Here is a 17,241-nt window from a genome sequence, read left to right on the forward strand (position 1 = left end):
TGGATGTCGCGTCAGCCCCCGCCTACCCGGCGCGCGATCCCCGTCAGCGTGTTCGCCCGCGAGGGCTGGTCTCAGGCATCGCCGCTCGGGCTGGAGATGCCCCGGCCGGCGAACGACCGAGCCGTCTGGTCGAAGATCGACACCGCGAGTTCGGGCCGTCCGGCAGCGTCGGCCACGCTCATCCCCACCTGACCGTCGTACCCGGCGAGCCCGGTGTGCCGCTCCACGCTCAGCCCCAGCTGGTAGATCAGCCGGACGACCGGCTCGGCCCGCTCACCGGCATACCAGTACGGCACGGTGACCGCCGCCTCCCCGTCGTACAGGCTCACCTGAATCCCGGTCGCCTCATGATCCAGCTCGAAGAAGCCGTCCTCGGCATGCAGCGCCACCTCACCCAGCAACCCCCGTGCATCCGCGACGATCCGCTCCCACGCCGCACCATCCGGCGCGCCACCGCCCGCCTCGTCCTCGGCCCGTTCCTCCAGCGCCTCCAGCGCGTCCTCCCACGACTGGCCGTCACTCTTCACCAGGAACGTCAGGTCATAGCTCATGCGCCCGCACAGTACCCTCGCCGGCCGTCTCGCCCGCGCCGATCCGCTCAGACTCGTTACCGGTCCCCTCACGAGCCGTCGACGTGCCGGCAGCCGCGCCGCGCCAACCCCGAGGGCGACCGCGGGTCCCGGCGTCCGGACAGCGCACACTCGGGGTGCGGCCGCGGTCCCGACGCCCGGGCGGGTGCGGGGCGGCCCCGCGCAGTCGTAGGCTCCCGGCATGCCCGAGTACACGCGGCGCTCGGCCCGCGCGATCGTCCTGGACCGCGCCGACCGGGTCCTCCTGCTCCGCTCGGCTCTCGACCCCGGTGATCCCTCGGCCGGCTTCGGCTGGTTCACCCCGGGCGGCGGTGTCGAACCCGGCGAGGACATCGCCACCACGGCCGCCCGGGAACTCGCCGAGGAGATCGGCCTGACCGTGCCCGCGCCGACGTTGCGATGGATCGCCTCCACCGCCGGGCCCGCCGGGTTCGACGGGGGCACCGGCTACTTCCGCGACGACTTCCTCCTGCTGCGCGTCGACCGCCACGATGTCGACACCAGCGGCCAGACCGAGTGGGAACGCCGCCACTACGGCGGCCACCACTGGTGGACCGTCCCCGATCTGCACGCCACCACCGAGATCGTCTACCCGGCCGGCCTCGCCGCCCTGCTCACCGACACGATCACCGGAAACCTGCCGCCATCCCCGGTCGAGCTGCCCTGGCAGCCCTGACCGCACGGGCGTACCGGCTTGATGCGGCCGGCTCGCGGTGGCCCTACAGCGCACCGCATCGAGGCCGGTGTCCCGCGGCCGCTGTGCCACGATGCGCGAGGATGTGCCGGTGAGTCAGTATGTCGAGTTCTTCGCCGCTCCCTGTGACGCCGACGCGGCTGCCGTCCGCAACCGGGGACCGGCCGAGCGGTACGCCGTTGCGGACGCCGGCGGCATCCATTTCGATGCCGATGACGCGGTGATCGCCTGGCGCGACCTGTTGACCGGCCACCTCTCCGAGCAGGACGACCTGCGCATGGTGGCGGACCTCGTCAACGACGGCAGCGCGGTGTTCGCCCTGCCGGAGCAGTTCGTCAGCAGTCTGGTGACGGCTTCTCCTCGCCGGCTGCGTGAGGTCGCCGAGGCATGGGTTCCCGCCGTGACCGCGGAGGGCAGCGAGATCGATGTGGAGACCGCGGCGGCTCTCATAGCCGAGATCGCCGAACTGGCGCGGGGCGCAGTGGGCACGGACGACCGCCTCTACTGCTGGGTGGCATGCTGAGAATGCCGGGTGGCACGCTGGAAGGCGCCCCGCGGCGTGATCACGTTCCCTGATCCGCGGCGATCGCGGCGAGGGTGCTGATGACCGCATCGCCGCGCAGACCGACCTCGCACACTCGGCCGGCAGGGGCGCGCCACGGCGGCCACTCTGCTGAATCGCTCCGCGTGCATACGGGGGAGGGGCCTGGCCGAGTGGAGTGGCCGGCTGAGCCGGACCGGCGCCCCGCTCGCGCCGTGGCTGCGTCCCGGACGTCTCCGGCCACCTGCTCGCCGAGATCACCAAGGCGCTGCCCGGCAAGCCGGTGGACATGACGGCGAAATCACCGCAGTGCTCGGACCGGACGTGCCGGACACGGCCCGTACCCGGTTCTCCTGGTGTGACGGCGTCGAGGACACGCCGGGCCGGACGATCGGCGACTGCTGGGTGATCCCGGCCCTCTGCCCAGGTGCCCCTCGCCGAGACCGTGATGCCCCGCCGCCACGACGACGGCGGGGCATCACGGTCAGACCCGCTCGGTGACCGAGGCAGGGGTCGGCGCGACGGCGGCCTCCGGGGTCGCGGTGGTGCCGGCTGCCCGGCGTCTGCCGATCAGGTCGTCCAGAGACCAGCGCCCGGCGCCGAACGCGGCGACGGTCAGGAAGATCCAGGCGTACAGGGCGGCGTTGACCCCGCCGTTCTCGATCGGCAGCAGCCCGTCCGGCTGGTGCACGACGAAGTAGGCGTAGGCCATCGAGCCGGACGCCAGGATCGCCGCCGGACGGGTCAGCAGGCCGAGCATGACCAGGATGCCGCAGACGAGCTGGATCAGCGCGGCGTACCAGCCGGGCCAGAGCCCGACGGGGACCGGCTCACCGCTGCCACGGCTGCCACCGAACACGCCGAACAGGCTGGACAGCCCGTGACAGGCGAACAACAGGCCGACCACGACCCGGAACAGCGGCCAGGTGATCTGGGCGACACGAGGCGAGGACAATAGACGCTCCTTAGCCGAAACTGGACTACGGTCGCGTCGACGCTAGCGAGGAAAATTATCGAAGATTCTCAATGAGATTAAGATCTTTCTAAGAACCGCCATCGCCCACCGCCGGCCTCGCCAGCGGCGCCCACCCGCCCTGCTGACCGTCACCGACCACGCCGCCGCCCGCGACGTCGTTACCGGCGACCCCCACCGGCAGCCCCGACGACGCCCGAGCCACCGCGGAACACGTCACCGCACTCGGCGGCCACCACCTCGACGCCGCACTCCAGGCCACACCCGACACCATCGGCGCCACCACCATGGGGTACAGCGGCTCCCGCCACGCCTTCGACCGGCACGCCACCACCCTTACCGCCCTGCGGCACCTCACCCGCCTCCGGGCCGGCGCCGCCCTCGGCGACGGCGGCCCGACCACGGTGACCGCCCGCATCGAAGCCCTCATCGCGACAGGACGGCGATCCCGCGGACCGACCGCGACGACCGACGCCACGCCACCCCCAGCAGCGTGACCACCAGCACCGCCCCGAACACGTCCGACACCACCATCAGCCACGGCGCCGCCGCCTCATAGGGCGGCGACAGGAACGCCCCACCCGCGGCCACCACCAGACCGGCACCCCACACCGCCAGCACATGCCGCCGCGACACCGCCCACCGCACCGCCAGCACGATCACCACCACCAGCGCCACCACCCGCAGCCACAACCCGGCCCAGCCCACACCGGTGAACCACGACGCCAACTGAACCACCAGCACGATCCCACCCAGCGCCAGCGGCCCCACGCCACGCCGAGCCCCGCCGGCCCGAGACTCGCGGCGCCACCGAGGCCAGACGACCGCGGCCATGATCAGCGACCCCGCCACCACCACGACGAACGACCACTGCGCGGGGGAGAGCGGGTACCACGAGTCCGACCGGATCAGCAGACTGCTCACCACGTAGAGAACCACCAGCAGCGGGATCGTCCGACGAGTCAACCACGGCGCATGCCGCCGCGACTCGCCGGTGCACGCCTCGACCACCGCGATCGGCGCACACACACTCAGCCACACATGATTACGCACGAACTCGAACAACTGCTCGGCACTGAACCCGAAAACCGGCACCGACGTCTGCCCGGCCGCCCGATTCCACTCGGCGAACTCCGTACCGGCCAGGCCCGCCCGATCGAACAAAGAAAGATCCACCACACCGGCCTGCACCACACCGAACGCGGCCGCCAGCAGGATCATCACCGGCCAGCCGCCACCCCGGCGCCGCGCCACCTCACGGATCAGCACCGCGACACTGCCGTACAACGGCCCGAGGAACAGCATCACCATCGGATAGCCGTCGACCGTGAAACCACCCCACACGCACTCGGCGCACCACGTCGCCAACAGCCACAACCCCAGCACTCGCATGCCGGTAAGCCTGGCCGTGCGGGGCAGCCGGTCACCAGCTACCGAAGTCGATGATCCAGGGCCGGAGGTATCGAACTAAAGACGCCCGCGGCGTACCCGATCAATCCTCGTCGTCCCCGCCGTCGTCATCGTCCTCGTCATCGCCGCCGTCCCCGCCCGGGCACCCGCTCAGCGTCAGCAGCGTCGCCGCGCCACTCGCGACCAGCAGAACCCGCCCGAACAGCGACCGCCGGCTGAAGGTCTCCTCGTTCATACCGGCGATTCTGGCAGAGACCCGTCACCCCAGCTCACCCAAAACCCGATTTGTCCGATTAGCCTGCACCGCAGCGCGCTGCTGCTCCGCCGTCACCTCGATATACGACTGCGACGTCGCCAACGACGCATGCCCCAGCAACCGCATGATCTCCGACGCGTTCGCCCCATCCTCCGCCAACCGCGTCGCGAACGTATGCCGCAACGCATGCAACTGCGCACCCCGCGGCACCCGATCACCGATCCCCGCACGCCGATAACACGACCGCACCAGGTACTGCAGACCACCCCGCCGCAACGGCTCACCCCGCCGATCCACCAGCAGGGGAGCGGTCGACCCGACCCGCCCGAACCGCACCCGCCGGCTCTCCAGATAACGCCCCACCGCAGCATCCAGGCCACCCTCGATCGGCACCATCCGCGGCCGCCCACCCTTCCCGGCCACCTCCACCCGCCGCTCACCCGGCCGCCCAGCGATCGAACCCACCCGCAGCGCCAACATCTCCGACAACCGCAACCCGGCACACAACGCCAACGCCAGCACCACCACATCCCGCTCCGGCCACGGATCACGCTGCGTCTCATCCGCCGTGCTCACCGCCCGCAACAACACCTCCGGCGTGTCCTCACCCCGCAACGGCTTCGGAATCAGCACCGTCTGCCGCGGCTTGTCCACCGCCGACATCGGATTCCCCGGAATCACCTGCTCAGTGACCAGAAACGTGAAGAAGGCATTCCACGACGACCAGGCCCGGGAGACCGACGCGGGGGAGCGGTTCGCGGCGAACCGCGCGAACGCGGCACGCAACACGCGAGGGGAGAGGTCACTCACGGTAAGCGGAGCGGGGTCCACCAGCTGCGCCACGAGATGAAGATCGCGGCGGTACGCGGCAAGCGTGTGCACCGAAGGCTTCCGTGTGGCCCGCGCGGCCAGGAACTCGTCGATCAACTCAGAGACTGACGCATGCTGCATAAGGCATATTATGCAGCAATTATCAGCGTTCGTGCTGATCGACCCCATGATCCATCAGTCTCAGTGATGCCATATCGGTGCTTTGCCGCCGATCCAGCAGCACACCAGAGCTCGCCCCACCGGACCGCTGCACCGCCCCGGCCAGCGCGAACATGCCACCACCTGCCGAATAGGGGGTAGGGCCCCGGCTCGATCGGGAGGGCCGGCCACCCTCGGTGGATCCAGCACCGCGTTCCGTCGGCAGCGACCCCGCGACCCGGCCGTCTGCGCCACGCCCGCTGTCCGCCGTTGACGCCTGCCGTTCGCGCCGCGACCCTCCGCGTCGCCTTCCGTCCATTCCTGAGGCGGCGGGGGCGGGTCGGTCAAGGAGAGCGCCACCGGGGTCGGTGAAGGGCATATGCGCGGTGTACGGGGAGGCGCCGCTGGACCCCTTCCGAACGCTAGTTGACATAATATAGATTATCGACCCGGGAAATATGGCTGCTGGGAGGCGTTATCAAGGCGCTTCAGCAAGCCGCGTTCCGAGGGCCAGATGCTTCTAGAACTGCGGTTGCGTCTCTCCACTCGTCGCGTGCCGGCCTACGGCTCCTGTGCGGCGCAGGCGCGGGTCGGGCGGCGGTCGGTGGTGATGTCGGTGAAGTACTCAGCGAGCCCGACAGCTCTGCCCCACCGCCGAATGCGCCCCCGCCAACCAGCCGGTCAGCTCACACGCCTCGTCGTACTATCGGGCGCGAATACGCCACCGGGCGCGATGTCGCGGGGCTACCGCTGACGGCAGAATGCTGGACCCGGCCGCCCGCGGGACCCGCGCCGACGGCGCAGAATGTGCGCTTTTCGCGGTGACCGGGATGAGCGCCCGCCCCCATCCCCCTCCCCGGCGTACGCCTGTATCGTGCATTAACGCCTGAAACCGCTTGAAATCCGGAATTTCGGGCGTGGCAGGACGGTGCCGTCGGGCGCGCTAGGGCACGAGACCGTCCGCTGTGCCTTGATCACAAACCAACCCTGCGCCAGAGGGTGCTGTTCAGCGCGTTGGTGGCGCTTCTCCCCCGTGGTGTCGGCCGGCACAGCGGACGGTCCCGGCGAGGCCGAGCGTTGCCCTCACCGGATGGGGTTGGCGCATTCTCGTACAAATGTGCTATTGATGGTTTGTGGCTCTCCCCTGGGTGCACGTCGGTGCATGGCGTCGCTCTGCGGGCGGATTCAGAATCCGAGCCCGTTGAGGATTCGTTGCACTGTCTCCGCTACCCCGCCGTTGGTCTTCTGGGATCCCGCGCTGGACAGGACGCGCTCGCCGGCGATCAGTCTCATCAACGCGTCGACTCTCTCCACGACGTCCTGCCGGTCGGCGTCCGCTGCCGCGGTGCGCAGTTCCAGGGAGAGTCTCAGCAGCGTGGCGGTCTGCTCGCCGACCTCGTCCGGTTGCCGGTGCTCCATGTCTGCACGATAGGGAACGGCCGCTGTGCAGAACAGTGTTCCCCGGCTGATCATGTTCGCGAGAACGGGGGCCGGATGTTCGCCATTTCGCCGGTCGGCCCGGCGCGGATGTTCGCGGGAACGTGCGCCACTTGTCGGCCATGACTGAAGCTGTGATCGATAGGCGTCTGGCCGGATCAGTGACTTCCCCCTGACGCGTGGATCCGCGGTCGCGCCGATGTGCGGGTGTGCTGTGGTTCAGTCCGCTGCGGTGACTCGGTGGTGGCGTTCAGCGAGGTGTTTGAAGTTCAGCAGCTGTCGTCGCGCCATGATCAGGTCGCCGATCGACAGGCCGACCGCGGCCCATCGGTTCGTCTGCATGACGGCCTTGAGCAGCAATCGGATCGTGTCACGCTCGCCGGGGACCAGGAGGTAGGACATGAAGGCGCCCATGATGGTGGCTGTCAGTTGTCTGCCCGGGTCGACGGAGACGATCCTGCCTCTCCTGCGTCCGCCGGCTGTGGTGAACGCTTCTCCTACCTGAGGCTCGGGAAGGCCGACGAGGTGCCGGGGCGAGCGGCGGCCGAGGTTGTCGATCCAGTCGTAGGAGTAGGGCGCCAGCCTCACTTGCGCGACCCATGGCCACACCGCTGCGGCGGGCGCTTCGACGAGCACTCCCCGCCATGCTGCCAGGCCTGGTGAAGCGACGAAGTCGTCGCAGGGGAAGAAGCGTGTCACGTCGCTGTCCGTTACGCCCCACCGGTCACCGATCATGGGTTCATCGTGCCCACCGTCGTCAAGCGTCCGGCCATGCCGGGTGGGGTTGTGCGCGTGCTGCGTGAAGATGCTCGCCATGCGATCGGTCCCGGGGAGGGTATGTCGTGGGCCGGCGACGGCGTGACGGAGACCCGGATGGTGGTGCGCGGCAGGCACGCCGCGACGGGCTTCATCATCATCGATGTCCTCAGGTTCCGGGTGAGCCGGCTGGGCTGAGCGGGTACGGCTGCGGGAGCAGCAGCGCGTCATGGTCGTCGAGATGGTGGGCCGCTGTCGGCCGGAGGCCGGGGGTGGTGTGGAGGTGCCGCTCCCCCGCTTGATTCTGACGGTCGTCCGTGGCTTCACTCGGACGGCTTAGGTTCTAACGGCCGTCGCAACACCTGACCCCGTTCAGGAGTTGCCGTGCCCCAGCCCCGTCGTCGGCGAAATTCACCGCGTGGACGGCGAGTCCGGATCTACCCGCCGATCGCTGCGCCCATGCGGGCTCTCTCGGCCCGCTACCAGTCCGAGGACGAACGCATCACCATCGCCGACGCGGCGGGCCGGCAGATCGATCCAGGTTGTCGCCGAGTTTCTGGACCGGGTGCCGTCAACGGTGAACCGGGAGATCAACGCAACAGCGACCCGGCCACCGGCGAGTATCACCCCCCCCCTACGCGGCCCCCCAGCGTGCGGCGGCCCGCCGCCCACGACCCAAACCGGCGCTGCTGCACACCAACGCCGAACTGCGTGACCTGGCCCAAGGGTTGCTGGATCAGCGATGGAGCTCGGAGCAGATCTGCCGCCCCCTGCCCTTGCAGCATCCGGATCGGCCAGAGCTGCGGCTGTCGTACGAAACGATCTACGCTCGATTGATCTGCCGAATTGCGGACGTTGCTTTGGGTGGCATGGGCGGGTTTCGGTTCCCGTCGTCGATCGCGTATCGCTGCCGCGTGGCCTGGTGTGGTCACCCGGCAGCGGCGGTTACGCCGTCGGCCGCGCCTGGTGCAGGATCGCGGCCAGCTCGACCGGTCGGCTGAGCATCGGCCAATGCCAGGTCGGCAGCTCCTCGTAGCGCCACCCGTCGCCGGCCATGTGGCGGTACAGCGGCAGTGCCGCGGCCATCCCCTGCACCTGCGCGGCGGTGAAACTCGACAGCACGCCGAGTCTGGGCAGCTTCTCCCACGCCCCGGTCAGCCGGACCGGGGCGGTTGCGGTCGCCCACGGCTGGTCGACCGACCGCTCGCGCAGCAGCGTGGCGATCGAGTCGTCCACCTCGGGCACGCCGGCGGCCAGGTCGGCCCAGTGCGGCGGCGGCAGCCGCCACCCGTCACCGTGGTCGGCCACCAATGCCGCGTTGCGCTCGCGCTCGGCCGGTGGGGTGAACTCGACCTGGGCGACTCCGTCGGGCAGCGGCCCGGTGTCGACATAGACGAGCTGGGCGACGCGGTCGGTGACGTGGTCGGCGGCCGCGGTGACGACGCTACCGGCGTAGCTGTGCCCGACGAGGACCACGTCGCGAAGGTCCTCGTAGCGCAGGAGGTTGACCACGTCGGTGACGTGGACATCGAGGTCGGTGTCGGGCCGGGCCAGGTGAGCGCGCTCCCCGAGGCCGGTCAGGCTGATCGGGTACACGTCGTGGCCGTGCCGGCGTAGTTCAGCGGCTGTCGAATGCCAGGCCCAGGCGCCGAGCCAGAACCCGGGGACCAGTACGAATGTCGTCATGCACGGCACGCTACGGTCAGTACCGGACAGTTTCCGCCCGGATTTGGAGGGACGTTTTTGTCCAGGCCGACAGCGCGGGTCCTGGCCCTGTTGGAGATCCTCCAGTCGGGCGGCGCATTCAACGTCGGCGACCTGGCCCGCCGGCTCGACGTCGACGAGCGCACCGTCCGTCGCTACGCGACCCACCTCCTCGACCTGGGCATCCCGGTCGAAGCGCGTCGTGGCCGCTACGGCGGGTACCGGCTCGCGCCCGGATACAAGCTGCCGCCTCTCATGCTCACCGACGACGAGGCGGTCGCCATCACCCTCGGCCTTGCCGCGGGACGCCGCGCGGGCATGGTCACAGCCGATCACGTGGCCACCGAGAGCGCCACCGCCAAGCTGCGCCGGGTACTGCCGGCCGCTCTTGCCCGGCGCATCGACGCTCTACTGATCACCATGGACGTCACCGGACCGGTCCGGCAACCCGTCCCGCCCGGCACCGAGGTGCTGCTGGTGCTCGCCGAGGCGGCCCGCCACCGACACCCGGTACAGCTGACCTACACCACCTGGCATGGTCACGCCAGCGAGCGCGGCCTCGACCCGTACGGGGTGGTCTTCCACAACGGCCGGTGGTACGTCACCGGCCGCGACCACGCCAGCGGATCCGTGCGGACATTCCGACTCGACCGCATCGGCGCCATCCGGGCCACCGACGGGACGTTCGAGGTACCGGCCGGGTTCGACCCCACCGGCCATGTCCTCGCCGGACTGGCCTCGGTGCCCTACGCCCACGATGTCTCGGTCCTGCTGCACACCAGCCTCGCCCAGGCACGGCGGCGGATCCCTCCCTCGGTCGGCACACTCACCGAGGTCGCCGACGGAGTGCGGCTGACCACCCGAGTCGAACGCCTCGACGGCGCCGCCCAGATGCTGGCCGGGCTCGGCTGGCCCTTCACGATCGAACGGCCCGCCGAACTCAGAGCCGAGGTGCGCGCGCTGGCCGCTCGCCTGCTCACCCACGCAGACGCAGGCACCTGAGTGCTTCAGGAGGAAAGCGACTCGCCTGGTGGCGTTGCCCGGTAGTAGAGCCGTCCGGATCTGCCGCGATCCGCTCGTCGCCACCACCGTCACGGCTGCCAGGCGGCCGGACGGTGCCCGCTCGTGCCGAAGAGCGCGCGTGTGCCGGTGTTGAGGTGTGATGTTGACTTTGCCGTTGCGTCAAGGTCCAGCCTGGGAGCAGGCCGGAGCGGTTCCGGCTGGTGAATGCGTGAAGGGGCGGCAGCAATGGCCTGGTCGATCACTGAGGTGGCGCGGATGGCGGGAGTCACTTCCCGCACGCTGCGGCACTACGACGCGATCGGCCTGCTGGCCCCGGCCTACGTCGGGATCAACGGCTATCGCTATTACGAGCAGCCACAGTTGCTGCGCCTGCAGCAGGTTCTGCTGCTACGCGAACTCGGGCTGAGCCTGGAGACGATCGCCGAAGTCCTCACCGGTCAGCGTGACCGGGTCGACGCCCTTCGGGGACACCAGGAATGGCTGCGTGCCGAGCAGCAGCGCCTGGCACGCCTGGCCGCAACTGTCGCGCGCACCATCGAACACTTGCAGGAAGGCACAGTCATGACCGCATCGGAGATGTTCGACGGCTTCAGCCGGCGTCGGGCCGAGACCGAGGAGGCCCTGGCCGCTCGCTACGGGGACGGCGTGCGGGAGCACTTCGCCGCCGCCGGCGAGCGCACCAAGGGCTGGACCCGGCAGGACTACCTCGACGCTCAGAAAGAGGGAGAGCGCCTGGACGCCCGGGTTCTTCAGCTCTTGCGCTGCGGAGTGGCACCGGAGACACCGGAGGCGCTCGACGTCATCGCGGACCATCACCGCGCTGTCGCCCGGCACTGGAGCCCGGACAAGGTGAGTTACGCGGGCCTCGGGCAGCTGTACCTGGACGACCCGCAGTACCGCGCCCGTTACGACGCTCAGGACCCGGCTCTGGCGCGGTACTACCGCGACGCCATCACCGCCTACGCCGAACAGCGCCTGAACTGATCGACTCATCCATCAGGTGAGTGGCGGCGCCGGCGTGCGGGGCTGCAGACCCGCACGTCGACGACCGTACGACTCAGCCGCAGTCGGCTGCGGTCCGCCGCTGAAGGCGCTGTGGTGGGGCATGGTGGTCACGAGCAGTATGCGGCGTCCACGGGGAGCTGGTGGTGGGCCAGGCGGACGTGTCCCTGGTCGGCCCGATGGTCGAGTCCGGCCGCGATGAGGGTGGTGTCCGCACCGTTGTGGACGTGCAGGTCGGTGCCGGCGAACTCGATCCAGAGGCCGTGCGTGAGCCAGCCCTTCACTTCGTGCATCGGGAGGTCGCCGGTGAGGTCGGCGCCGCTGTCGAAGTAGGGGCTCTCGGTGACCGCCCATCCGGTCAGGACGCGGCCCTGGACGGCGGCGAGGGGTGGGGGTTGCGAGGAGCGCCAGGCGTGCGGCCGGCCGGCCGGGGTGGGTGGGGTGGTGAGGTCGATGGTGTTCCAGGTGATGGACAGGTCGTCCCAGCCTTGCCAGGCCAGTTCCAGTTGGATGTCGCCGTCGAAGACGAGGACCAGCGGAAGGATCGGTTGCCAGCGGTCTCGTTCCGGGTCCCAGCCGACCCAGCCGGCCTGTAGCCGCCGCCCTACCAGCGCGAGCAGGCGTGATCGCTGGGCGCGTAGTTGTGCGGGCGCGCCGGTGAAGTCGGAGTGCCATCCGGATATCGCCTGGTCCCAGCGTTGCGTCTCATCGGCGGCGTTCATCGCGCGAATTCTAGATGTCGAGGGGCCCGCGGGCGGGGTGGGTGAAGCTGGGCGCACATGTGGTGGCGGCGTTCTACGGGGTCTGGGTTACCGGGGGGGGTGGGCCGGGAGCGTCAGCCGGGTTGGTCGTGGACGTTGGCGTACTTCGTCAAGTCGCTGGGGTGGCGGTGACCGGACCCGTACCCGAGCCGTGGTGTTGCTCGTCGGGGTGGACGCTGGCCGAAGGTCACTAGTTTCGGGTGATGGCGACTGTGGTGATCATCGGGGATGTCGGCGGGTGTGCCGGCGAGTTGGCGCGGGTGGTGGGGCCGCTGTCCGGCGATCCGGGCGTGGTGGTGGTGCAGGTGGGTGATCTGGTGGATCGGGGGCCGGACAGTCCGGGGGTGTTGCGGCTGGTCGGTGAGCGGTTGGCGGGTTCGGCGCCGCGGTGGGTGCAGTTGCTCGGCAATCATGAGGCGCCGTATGTGGGTGGGGAGCCGTTCTGGCCGGAGCCGCTGGCGGATGCGGATGCGGCGGTGTTGCGGCGGTGGTGGCTGACGGAGCGGTTGCGGGTGGCGGCGGCGGTGCGTGCGGCCGATGGCGAGGAGTTCCTGGTGACGCATGCCGGGTTGACGGTGGCGGCGTGGCGGGAGCTGGGTGAGCCGGTGAGCGCGGCGACGGCGGCGGCGTTGCTGAACACCCGGCCGGAGCCGTTGTTGTGGGATTTCGGGGGGCCGTTGTGGGCGGAGGCGTCGCCGTTGTACGGGTCGTGGCTGCGGGAGTGGATGCCGTTCTCGCAGATTCACGGGCATTCGGCGATCGTGCGTTATCCGGATCGGCGGTGGGCGTGTGAGGAGCGGATCCGGATACGGTCGTCGGTGGACTGGGAGGCGCGGCGGACGGTGACGCGGCTGGGTGGTGGCTGTTTCGTGGCGGTGGATCCGAAGCATGGCCGGTCGGGGGCGCCACGGTGGGCTCCGCTGGTGCTGGAGGGCGCGGAGCTGCTGTTGTGACCGTACCCTTGCCGGGTGCTGCTGCAGCGGGCGATGAGTGGGCCCGCGGACGAGCGGCTCGCTTTTCAGAATGCGTTTCCCGTTCGGCGGGTCGGTCCAGCAGGATGGCCGGATGCGAATCGCGGTGATCTCTGATGTGCACGGGAATCTGCCGGCGTTGGAGGCGGTGCTGGCCGCCGTGGAGGCGCAGCGCGTCGATCTGACGGTCAACTGTGGTGATCTGCTGTCGGGCTATGTGCAGCCGGCGGCGACGGCGGACCGGCTGATGGGGCTGGGGCTGGCCACGGTGGCGGGCAATCATGAGCGGCAGTTGCTGACGTTCGGGCCGGAGCGGATCGGGATGGCCGACCGGGTCACTCGGGAGACTCTGTCGGGAGAGCATCTGGCCTGGTTGCGGTCGCTGCCGGCGACGCTGTCGCCGGTGGCGGGGGTGTTGGCTTTTCACGGTACGCCCACCGATGACCTGCAGTATCTGCTGCACACGGTGACCGCGGCCGGGGCGCGCCAGGCGACCGTGGACGAGGTCGTCGAGCGGCTGGGTGACGTGTCGGGGTACCCGCTGCTGCTGTGCGGGCACACTCATCTGCCGGGGTCGGTGCGGCTGCCGGGTGGGGCGCTGGTGGTGAATCCGGGCAGTGTCGGCTGGCCGGCCTACCGTGATGACGTGCCGTTCCCGCATCGGATGGAGGCGGGGTCGCCGCACGCCCGGTTCGCGGTGGTCGATGACGTGTCGGGACGCTGGGAGGTGACCTTCCATGCGGTGGCGTACGCGTGGGAGCAGGCGGCCGTGGCGGCGGAGGGGTTCGGGCGGGTGGATGTGGCGGCGGCGCTGCGGACGGGGCGGGTGGCGTGATGGCGGTGCGGTGGATCACGGGGTTCCTGGACTCCCCCGGTCCGGAGGTGGAGGCGTTCTGGGTGGCGGTCACCGGGTGGGAGTTGTCGGCGCGGCGTGACGGTGGCACGTTCGCGACGCTGGTGCCGGGTGACGGGGACGCGTGTCTGCGGGTGCAGGTGGTCGGGGACGGACCGGCCCGGTCGCATCTGGATCTGCACGTCGACGAGGTGGCGTCCGCTGTGGCGCGGGCGGTGGAGCTGGGTGCGACGGTGACGGTGGACCGGGGCGATCCGGTGGTGCTGGCCTCGCCGGCCGGGATCGTGTTCTGTGTGGTCGGCTGGGCCGGTGAGCGGCGGCGGCCGGCGCCGGGGCGGTGGGCGGGCGGCTGGCACAGTGTCGTCGACCAGTGGTGTCTGGACGTTCCGGAGGCCGTGCATGCGCGAGAGGTGGATTTCTGGGCGGCGTTGACCGGGTGGGCGGTGCGGCCCTCGGATCTGCCGGAGTTCTGCCATCTGGAACGGCCGGAGGGCATGGCGGTGCGGTTGCTGGTGCAGCGTACCGGCGCGGCGGTGGCGGGGGTGCATGTGGATTTCGCGTGTGACGACGTGGATGCCGAGGTGGCGCGGCATGTCGGCTGCGGTGCGGTGGTGGTGCGGCGGGTGCCGGGTGATTGGACGACGTTGCGGGATCCGGCGGGCCGGGAGTATTGCGTGACGGGGCGTTCGCCACACCCTTCATGATCGTTTCGGTGTGGTGCGCGGTTCTTGTCGGTGGGTGCTGGTAGAAAGAAGCCGCTCTCATACAGGCGTACGAAGGCAGGGTGGGATGACGGCGGCAGGCGTGGCAGCCGGTGGGTTGACCGCGGAGGAGTTGCAGCAGATCCGGGACGCTCTGGCGGCCGGCCGCAAACCTCGCGTGCAGTTCACCGAGTCGGCAGGGCAGATCTCCGGGCAGATCGGGCAGGTGGTGTCGCTGGAGGATCCGGCGGTGTCCGACGAGTGGGTGGTGGTGAAGTTCGGGCGCGACGAGTTGCCCTTCTCCCCCGGCGATCTGCGGATCGCCCCGAAAGGGTTGCCGCCGAAGAAGGTGGCGCCGCCGCCCGAGCCGGCCGCTCCGGTGCTGTCCGGCCCGGAGTTCCTGATCGACAAGCCGGCGCCGCCGAAACCGCCGGCCCCCCGCAAGAGTAGTGAGGAAGCACCCGCTGTGAAGGAAAGCAACGAGCCGGCCGCTCCGGTGCGCAAGGCGGCCCGCCCGGTGAAGGCGAAACCGTCGCCGAGCCTGACGGTGACGTTGGCCTACGGTGACGGCGAGTGGACGGTGGCCGCCAATCAGGGGGCGAAAGCCCTCGCCAGGCCCTATGTGATCCGTCCGGCCGAGGCGTTGAAGATGGTGTCGCTGGTCGACGTGCCCGGGGTGCAGGAGGCGGTCGAGCAGATCGTGGCGGCTGAGCGGGCCGAGGCCGAGCAGCAGGCCCAGCGGTTACGGGCCGAGCTGGCCGAGGTGGAGGCCCGCCTGGCCGAGCTCGGCGAGGCGGGCTGAGCCGGCGAGGTCAGTCCCGCAGGAAGTCGCGCCAGAACGCGACGGTGGCGCGGGGCTGCTGCCGGTCCGGGCCGGGATGGCCGGCGGAGAACTCCCGGTCGATGTAATCGGCCAGGTCCGTGCCGTGGTAGACGATGTCGGTCTGGTAGATCGACATCACCGGGTGCCCGCTGGTGCCGCGGCCGGCCGGGAGGTACCGGTGGGAGTACACCGGGACCAGCGCCGGGACGCCGGTCAGAAGGGTGCGGGCGGCGGTGACCGCGTCGGCCGGGCGGTCCCCCCAGCTGTCGTGCCAGAAGCCGTTGTGTTCGACGTCGAAGAGCACCCCGTCGATCGGCCAGGCCAGCTGTCGGCGCAGGTCGGCGGGGTCACCGTCGCGCCAGTCGGGGAAGTTTCCGCCGGTGGGCAGGCCGGCGGCGAGGAAGGCGCGGTGGTCGTCGGCGAACGTGAAGCCGTACTGCTGCTCGATCCGGTCGAACTCGGCCGCGGTCAGGCCCGGCTGGATGTCGCGGCGCCGGCGGGCGAGGCGGCGGGCGGCCTCCACACCCGTTGCCGCGCCCGGCGGCGGGAGGGTGACGGTCTCCCCCGGCGGGATGCGGGTGTAGACGGTGCCGCCCTTCGCGGCCAGCCACCAGTCGGCGGTCTCGATGCCGATGTCGCTGAGGTGCGCGTCGTGGATGGGGTACGCCTGGGCGGGTGCGACCGCCCGGACGAATGCGATCGCGGCGGGCAGGGCGGCCCACGGCCCGGAGACCGGCACGAGCAGGGTGTGCACGGCGGTGTCGGGCACGGTGTACGAGTCGCCGGGGTGGTAGACGCCCTCGACGAGGAACCCCAGGTGGGGGCAGCCGGGAAGCCCGTCGGTGATCTCGGCGTGGTCGGCGCCGACGGCCCGGACGGTGAACCCGGCGGCGGTGAACACGTCACCGGCGTGGGCCGGGGTCGCGCCGATCTCCGCGGCCAGGCCGGGCGGAGCGTGCACGGTGAGGGTGGGGTCGGCGGCGCGGGCGGCGGCGAGCAGGCCGGTGTCGAGGTGGTCGTCGTGCTCGTGGGTGATCAGGACGGCGGTGGCGCCGGCCAGGGCGTCGCGGGCGGACAGGGTTCCCGGGTCGATCACGAGGACCCGGTCGCCGTCCTCGATCCGTACGCAGGCGTGGCCGCATGTCGTCAAGCGCATTCGGCAAACGTAGGCAACCGCCCACCCCTCGGCGAACCATTTACGCCCGGCCCGCCGATCAGCGGGCCGGGCGGCGATCGCGGGGCCGGGCGGCGATCCCGGTGGCGGTGACGCGACGGCCGCGCTCCGGGACGCCCTGACCCGGCTCCGTGAGATGAGCCGGGCGGTCACCGGGTCAGTGGAAGTACTTGAGGCCGACGACGCCGCACACCACCATCAGCAGGCAGAGGATGCGGGGCAGGCCGGCCGGTTCGTTCAGGGCGATCATGCCGACCAGGGCGGTGCCGACCGCGCCGATGCCGACCCACACCGCGTAGCCGGTGCCGACCGGGATGGTGCGCAGCGCGTACCCCAGGCCGGCCATGCTCAGCAGCAGGGCGACCCCGAAGACGGCGGTCGGGGCGGGGCGGGTGAAACCGGCGCTGCGGTCCAGGGCGATCGCCCAGACGGTTTCCAGCACGCCGGAGACGATGAGAACGAGCCAGGCCATGACGGATCACCTCAAGGGGCGGTCGTCTTGTCAGGCCGGGTACGACACGCAACTCGTCCGGGACGCCCGCGGACCACGAACGCCGTCTCCGAGGGTAGCCACCCGGCGCGGCGAGTGAGACGGCTACGCCA

At 70.5% G+C, this 17,241-nt stretch carries 21 protein-coding genes, 1 pseudogene and 1 riboswitch; of the genes and pseudogenes, 9 read left to right on the plus strand and 13 right to left on the minus strand.

Annotation, left to right across the window (positions count from 1 at the left end; all coding sequences use genetic code 11):
• Positions 1-71 precede the first annotated feature (71 nt).
• Positions 72-551, minus strand: coding sequence for a hypothetical protein (locus Aut01nite_RS33855; RefSeq protein ID WP_043531630.1), 480 nt, complete (start codon positions 549-551; stop codon positions 72-74).
• Positions 552-771: 220 nt separating this feature from the next.
• Between Aut01nite_RS33855 and Aut01nite_RS33860 the strand changes: the two genes are divergently transcribed.
• Positions 772-1,266, plus strand: coding sequence for an NUDIX hydrolase (locus Aut01nite_RS33860; protein ID WP_043531633.1), 495 nt, complete (start codon positions 772-774; stop codon positions 1,264-1,266).
• A gap of 109 nt (positions 1,267-1,375) precedes the next feature.
• Positions 1,376-1,807: a hypothetical protein gene (locus tag Aut01nite_RS33865; RefSeq protein WP_152629053.1), complete on the plus strand. Its 432-nt coding sequence runs from the start codon at positions 1,376-1,378 to the stop codon at positions 1,805-1,807.
• 502 nt (positions 1,808-2,309) lie between these two features.
• On the opposite strand, the gene Aut01nite_RS33870 is transcribed toward Aut01nite_RS33865, so the two are convergent.
• The 7 genes from Aut01nite_RS33870 to Aut01nite_RS33895 all read right to left on the minus strand — a co-directional run bounded on the left by Aut01nite_RS33870 (position 2,310) and on the right by Aut01nite_RS33895 (position 7,605).
• A complete protein-coding gene (locus Aut01nite_RS33870; protein WP_052164437.1) occupies positions 2,310-2,780 on the minus strand; it encodes a DoxX family protein in 471 nt (156 codons plus the stop codon).
• Between the two features lie 444 nt (positions 2,781-3,224).
• A complete protein-coding gene (locus tag Aut01nite_RS33875; RefSeq protein WP_152629054.1) occupies positions 3,225-4,190 on the minus strand; it encodes a hypothetical protein in 966 nt (321 codons plus the stop codon).
• 100 nt (positions 4,191-4,290) lie between these two features.
• Positions 4,291-4,443 carry a hypothetical protein gene (locus Aut01nite_RS33880; RefSeq protein WP_161790743.1) on the minus strand — a complete coding sequence of 51 codons (153 nt, stop codon included), beginning with the start codon at positions 4,441-4,443 and terminating at the stop codon, positions 4,291-4,293.
• Positions 4,444-4,467: 24 nt separating this feature from the next.
• Positions 4,468-5,415, minus strand: a complete 948-nt coding sequence (locus tag Aut01nite_RS33885; protein ID WP_083999878.1) for a tyrosine-type recombinase/integrase — start codon at positions 5,413-5,415, stop codon at positions 4,468-4,470.
• A gap of 22 nt (positions 5,416-5,437) precedes the next feature.
• Entirely contained in the window at positions 5,438-5,569 is a 132-nt protein-coding gene (locus Aut01nite_RS44470; RefSeq protein ID WP_268871739.1) for a hypothetical protein, read from the minus strand.
• Positions 5,570-6,618: 1,049 nt separating this feature from the next.
• Positions 6,619-6,852, minus strand: coding sequence for a hypothetical protein (locus tag Aut01nite_RS33890; protein WP_043531639.1), 234 nt, complete (start codon positions 6,850-6,852; stop codon positions 6,619-6,621).
• A 237-nt stretch (positions 6,853-7,089) separates the two neighbouring features.
• Positions 7,090-7,605: a hypothetical protein gene (locus tag Aut01nite_RS33895; protein ID WP_043531795.1), complete on the minus strand. Its 516-nt coding sequence runs from the start codon at positions 7,603-7,605 to the stop codon at positions 7,090-7,092.
• Positions 7,606-7,614: 9 nt separating this feature from the next.
• Here Aut01nite_RS33895 and Aut01nite_RS33900 point away from each other — a divergent pair, with 9 nt between their 5' ends.
• Complete coding sequence (locus Aut01nite_RS33900; RefSeq protein WP_152629055.1) at positions 7,615-7,824, plus strand: hypothetical protein; 210 nt, start codon at positions 7,615-7,617, stop codon at positions 7,822-7,824.
• A 747-nt stretch (positions 7,825-8,571) separates the two neighbouring features.
• On the opposite strand, the gene Aut01nite_RS33905 is transcribed toward Aut01nite_RS33900, so the two are convergent.
• Positions 8,572-9,312: an alpha/beta fold hydrolase gene (locus tag Aut01nite_RS33905; RefSeq protein ID WP_043531641.1), complete on the minus strand. Its 741-nt coding sequence runs from the start codon at positions 9,310-9,312 to the stop codon at positions 8,572-8,574.
• A 57-nt stretch (positions 9,313-9,369) separates the two neighbouring features.
• Between Aut01nite_RS33905 and Aut01nite_RS33910 the strand changes: the two genes are divergently transcribed.
• Together Aut01nite_RS33910 and Aut01nite_RS33915 are read left to right on the plus strand one after the other, a co-directional pair.
• The gene (locus Aut01nite_RS33910) at positions 9,370-10,332 is read left to right on the plus strand and encodes a helix-turn-helix transcriptional regulator (protein ID WP_043531643.1); all 963 of its coding nucleotides are present in this window, start codon (positions 9,370-9,372) and stop codon (positions 10,330-10,332) included.
• Between the two features lie 246 nt (positions 10,333-10,578).
• Positions 10,579-11,337: a MerR family transcriptional regulator gene (locus tag Aut01nite_RS33915; protein WP_043531645.1), complete on the plus strand. Its 759-nt coding sequence runs from the start codon at positions 10,579-10,581 to the stop codon at positions 11,335-11,337.
• Positions 11,338-11,465: 128 nt separating this feature from the next.
• Here the strand turns inward: Aut01nite_RS33915 and Aut01nite_RS33920 are convergent, their stop codons facing one another.
• Positions 11,466-12,077, minus strand: a complete 612-nt coding sequence (locus Aut01nite_RS33920) for a hypothetical protein (protein WP_052164440.1) — start codon at positions 12,075-12,077, stop codon at positions 11,466-11,468.
• Positions 12,078-12,319: 242 nt separating this feature from the next.
• On the opposite strand from Aut01nite_RS33920, the gene Aut01nite_RS33925 reads away from it, so the two are divergent.
• The 4 genes from Aut01nite_RS33925 to Aut01nite_RS33940 all read left to right on the plus strand — a co-directional run bounded on the left by Aut01nite_RS33925 (position 12,320) and on the right by Aut01nite_RS33940 (position 15,443).
• Positions 12,320-13,069, plus strand: a complete 750-nt coding sequence (locus tag Aut01nite_RS33925; RefSeq protein WP_043531799.1) for a metallophosphoesterase — start codon at positions 12,320-12,322, stop codon at positions 13,067-13,069.
• Positions 13,070-13,181: 112 nt separating this feature from the next.
• Positions 13,182-13,922, plus strand: a complete 741-nt coding sequence (locus Aut01nite_RS33930) for a metallophosphoesterase family protein (RefSeq protein ID WP_043531801.1) — start codon at positions 13,182-13,184, stop codon at positions 13,920-13,922.
• Positions 13,922-14,644, plus strand: coding sequence for a VOC family protein (locus Aut01nite_RS33935; protein ID WP_043531803.1), 723 nt, complete (start codon positions 13,922-13,924; stop codon positions 14,642-14,644). The genes Aut01nite_RS33930 and Aut01nite_RS33935 overlap by 1 nt, the downstream gene beginning before the upstream one ends.
• Positions 14,645-14,729: 85 nt before the next feature.
• Positions 14,730-15,443 carry a hypothetical protein gene (locus Aut01nite_RS33940; protein WP_236643100.1) on the plus strand — a complete coding sequence of 238 codons (714 nt, stop codon included), beginning with the start codon at positions 14,730-14,732 and terminating at the stop codon, positions 15,441-15,443.
• 10 nt (positions 15,444-15,453) lie between these two features.
• Here Aut01nite_RS33940 and Aut01nite_RS33945 read toward each other — a convergent pair whose 3' ends face one another.
• The 3 genes and pseudogenes from Aut01nite_RS33945 to Aut01nite_RS33955 form a co-directional block, all read right to left on the minus strand.
• A complete protein-coding gene (locus Aut01nite_RS33945; RefSeq protein WP_043531805.1) occupies positions 15,454-15,987 on the minus strand; it encodes a hypothetical protein in 534 nt (177 codons plus the stop codon).
• A 141-nt stretch (positions 15,988-16,128) separates the two neighbouring features.
• Positions 16,129-16,620, minus strand: a pseudogene (locus Aut01nite_RS33950) (MBL fold metallo-hydrolase); the annotation flags it as partial.
• 175 nt (positions 16,621-16,795) lie between these two features.
• On the minus strand, positions 16,796-17,110 hold the full coding sequence (locus Aut01nite_RS33955; protein WP_043531649.1) for a DMT family transporter: 315 nt from the start codon (positions 17,108-17,110) through the stop codon (positions 16,796-16,798).
• Positions 17,111-17,125: 15 nt separating this feature from the next.
• A riboswitch (guanidine-III (ykkC-III) riboswitch) is annotated at positions 17,126-17,189 on the minus strand.
• Positions 17,190-17,241 lie beyond the last annotated feature (52 nt).

Source organism: Actinoplanes utahensis (assembly GCF_016862455.1).
Lineage (GTDB): Bacteria > Actinomycetota > Actinomycetes > Mycobacteriales > Micromonosporaceae > Actinoplanes > Actinoplanes utahensis.

Coding starts and splice junctions, on each gene's coding strand:
- Aut01nite_RS33855 (WP_043531630.1), bottom strand. CDS start 551: ATGAGCTATGACCTGACGTTCCTGGTGAAGAGTGACGGCCAGTCGTGG.
- Aut01nite_RS33860 (WP_043531633.1), top strand. CDS start 772: ATGCCCGAGTACACGCGGCGCTCGGCCCGCGCGATCGTCCTGGACCGC.
- Aut01nite_RS33875 (WP_152629054.1), bottom strand. CDS start 4,190: ATGCGAGTGCTGGGGTTGTGGCTGTTGGCGACGTGGTGCGCCGAGTGC.
- Aut01nite_RS33880 (WP_161790743.1), bottom strand. CDS start 4,443: ATGAACGAGGAGACCTTCAGCCGGCGGTCGCTGTTCGGGCGGGTTCTG.
- Aut01nite_RS33885 (WP_083999878.1), bottom strand. CDS start 5,415: ATGCAGCATGCGTCAGTCTCTGAGTTGATCGACGAGTTCCTGGCCGCG.
- Aut01nite_RS44470 (WP_268871739.1), bottom strand. CDS start 5,569: ATGTTCGCGCTGGCCGGGGCGGTGCAGCGGTCCGGTGGGGCGAGCTCT.
- Aut01nite_RS33890 (WP_043531639.1), bottom strand. CDS start 6,852: ATGGAGCACCGGCAACCGGACGAGGTCGGCGAGCAGACCGCCACGCTG.
- Aut01nite_RS33895 (WP_043531795.1), bottom strand. CDS start 7,605: ATGATCGGTGACCGGTGGGGCGTAACGGACAGCGACGTGACACGCTTC.
- Aut01nite_RS33905 (WP_043531641.1), bottom strand. CDS start 9,312: ATGACGACATTCGTACTGGTCCCCGGGTTCTGGCTCGGCGCCTGGGCC.
- Aut01nite_RS33915 (WP_043531645.1), top strand. CDS start 10,579: ATGGCCTGGTCGATCACTGAGGTGGCGCGGATGGCGGGAGTCACTTCC.
- Aut01nite_RS33920 (WP_052164440.1), bottom strand. CDS start 12,077: ATGAACGCCGCCGATGAGACGCAACGCTGGGACCAGGCGATATCCGGA.
- Aut01nite_RS33925 (WP_043531799.1), top strand. CDS start 12,320: ATGGCGACTGTGGTGATCATCGGGGATGTCGGCGGGTGTGCCGGCGAG.
- Aut01nite_RS33930 (WP_043531801.1), top strand. CDS start 13,182: ATGCGAATCGCGGTGATCTCTGATGTGCACGGGAATCTGCCGGCGTTG.
- Aut01nite_RS33935 (WP_043531803.1), top strand. CDS start 13,922: ATGGCGGTGCGGTGGATCACGGGGTTCCTGGACTCCCCCGGTCCGGAG.
- Aut01nite_RS33940 (WP_236643100.1), top strand. CDS start 14,730: ATGACGGCGGCAGGCGTGGCAGCCGGTGGGTTGACCGCGGAGGAGTTG.
- Aut01nite_RS33955 (WP_043531649.1), bottom strand. CDS start 17,110: ATGGCCTGGCTCGTTCTCATCGTCTCCGGCGTGCTGGAAACCGTCTGG.